The 1909-nt window shown below is 74.3% G+C and carries 1 protein-coding gene and 1 pseudogene; one reads left to right on the top strand and one right to left on the bottom strand.

Translation table 11 applies throughout. The features are described from left to right. Window positions 1-156: pseudogene (locus K6I33_RS34595) on the top strand ((2Fe-2S) ferredoxin domain-containing protein); the annotation flags it as partial. A 6-nt stretch (window positions 157-162) separates the two neighbouring features. Here K6I33_RS34595 and K6I33_RS34600 read toward each other — a convergent pair. Then, on the bottom strand, window positions 163-1909 hold a 1747-nt coding region (locus K6I33_RS34600), incomplete at its 5' end, for a primary-amine oxidase (protein ID WP_229358761.1).

Consider the following 1909-nt stretch of genomic DNA (forward strand, 5'->3'; position numbering starts at 1 on the left):
GACGTGTGGCTGGGGCTGGTCAACGACGACGAGGCGCTGGCGGACATCGCCGCGTGGGTGCGCGCCGGCGGCCCGGGCCTGGCCGAGCCGCCGGGGGTGCTGGACCTGTACGCGTTCACGGTCTCGCGACGGGTGGGGAAGGCGCTGGAGGACTGACGTCCCTCAGGCCGGGCAGTGGCCGCCCGTCTCCTCGGGCAGGTCCAGCGCCGGGTTCCGGTCGAAGAAACCGGTGGGCTTGAGGCTGAAACCGGTGACGTCGACGGGCATCACGGGCCACTCCTCCAGCCGGGGCAGATGGGTGGGCCCGAAGGTGTGCCAGACGGTGAGCTCGGTGTTCTCCAGGGATTCCCCGCCCGTCGTCCACCGCGGCAGGCCCGCGCCGCCGGGGTGCTGGTTGGGGTGGTCGCCCGCCGGGTAGCGGCGGTCGGGGCGGTGGCGGGTGACCCACAGGTGCTTGGTGCCGTAGGCCATGCGCGCGGCGAGCGCCGAGCCGGGCCGGGCGAGGAGCACCGGTCCCGGCCGGGGGACGAGGGTGTAGGCGACCGGCCGCCCCATGCGGTTGCGCGAGCCGGGGTTGGTGATCCGCCAGCGCCTGCCCACCGTCGTGTCGGCGGTGCGCCCGCCCTCAGCGCTGTCGGAGACGACGGTCGTCCGGGCGGTGAAGGCGTTGCCGGCCGGGTTCGCGGGGCCGGCGGGCAACGGGACGACGTCGACCTCCTCGACCGTGTTGGCGGGGCCGTCCACCGCCACGTCCAGCCGGACGCAGAACAGGTGCTGGTGGTAGGGGGCGAGCAGGCCGGGGGCGACCTCGGTGCCGTGGGGCGAGCCGGCGCCCGGCACGACGGCCGAGGTCTGCACGATGCCCGTGGACCTGGCCTCGAAGGCGATCGTGCCGTCCTGGTGGAAGTACCAGTAGAAGCCGTAGTCGTAGTTGCCGACGGTGGCGATGTACGAGACCACCAGGCGGCGGGAGCGGCGGCTCTCGACGGCGTTGTCGTGGAAGACGTCGGTGTGCTTCCACAGCAGGCCGGCGTCCTCCTCGTGGACGCAGACGGCGTTGGGCAGCGTGTGCGGGCGGCCGTGGTCGTCGGCGAGGACGGCGTCGAGGTAGCGGACCTCGCCGAGGCAGTCGCAGCCCAGCCGCAGCGGGTTGGCGTTGCGGCCCAGGGAGTACTCCCCCGCGTCGAGGAAGGCCACCCAGTCACGGGGCTCCTCCGCCTCGCCGTAGGCCACGGCCATCTCGGCGAGGGAGGCGCGGTGCAGCACGGACCGTTCCCGGTCGCCGTCGCGGTGGGTGATCCGGTGGAGGACCAGGCCCTCCCGGGCGTTGAAGTCGACGCGGAAGCTCCAGTTCTGCCAGGTCAGCAGGGACCCGTCGAGGTGGAAGGAGGGGCCCTCGGGCTGCCGGATCTCCAGCGGGCGCAGGCCGGTGCGGGCCGGTCCGGTGAACTCCGGCTCGTAGCGGCCGCATTCGGTGGGGACGGGCACGGGCCCGGTGTCGACGACGCGGACGACGCGCCGCTCGATGACGTCGACGTCGACGACCAGCCCGCCCACGGGGTGCGCCCAGGGGTTGTCGCCGGTCTCGCAGCGCATCCAGGTCAGGCAGCGCAGCAGCCGGCGGCCGGGCCGGTCGACGATCAGGCTGCCGGCGGCGAGCGGGGCGCAGACGGCGAGCCCGGGCTCCTCCACGCCGCGGTCGGCCATGGCCTTGCGCCAGCGGGGGTCGGTCTTCACGACCGTCTCGACGAGAAGGTACTCCTCGGACATCACCTGGGGCTGGCCCTCGGTGGCGGTGTCCAGTTCGCGGTGGGCGAGCAGCAGGCCGCCGGTGACGTCGACGAGGGCCTCGGCGGCGGCGCCGGTCTCCTGGTCGAGGAGGGTGACGCGCAGCCTGCGGACGACGGGG

Source organism: Streptomyces sp. UNOB3_S3 (assembly GCF_020740895.1).
In the GTDB taxonomy this organism is placed as follows: Bacteria; Actinomycetota; Actinomycetes; order Streptomycetales; family Streptomycetaceae; genus Streptomyces.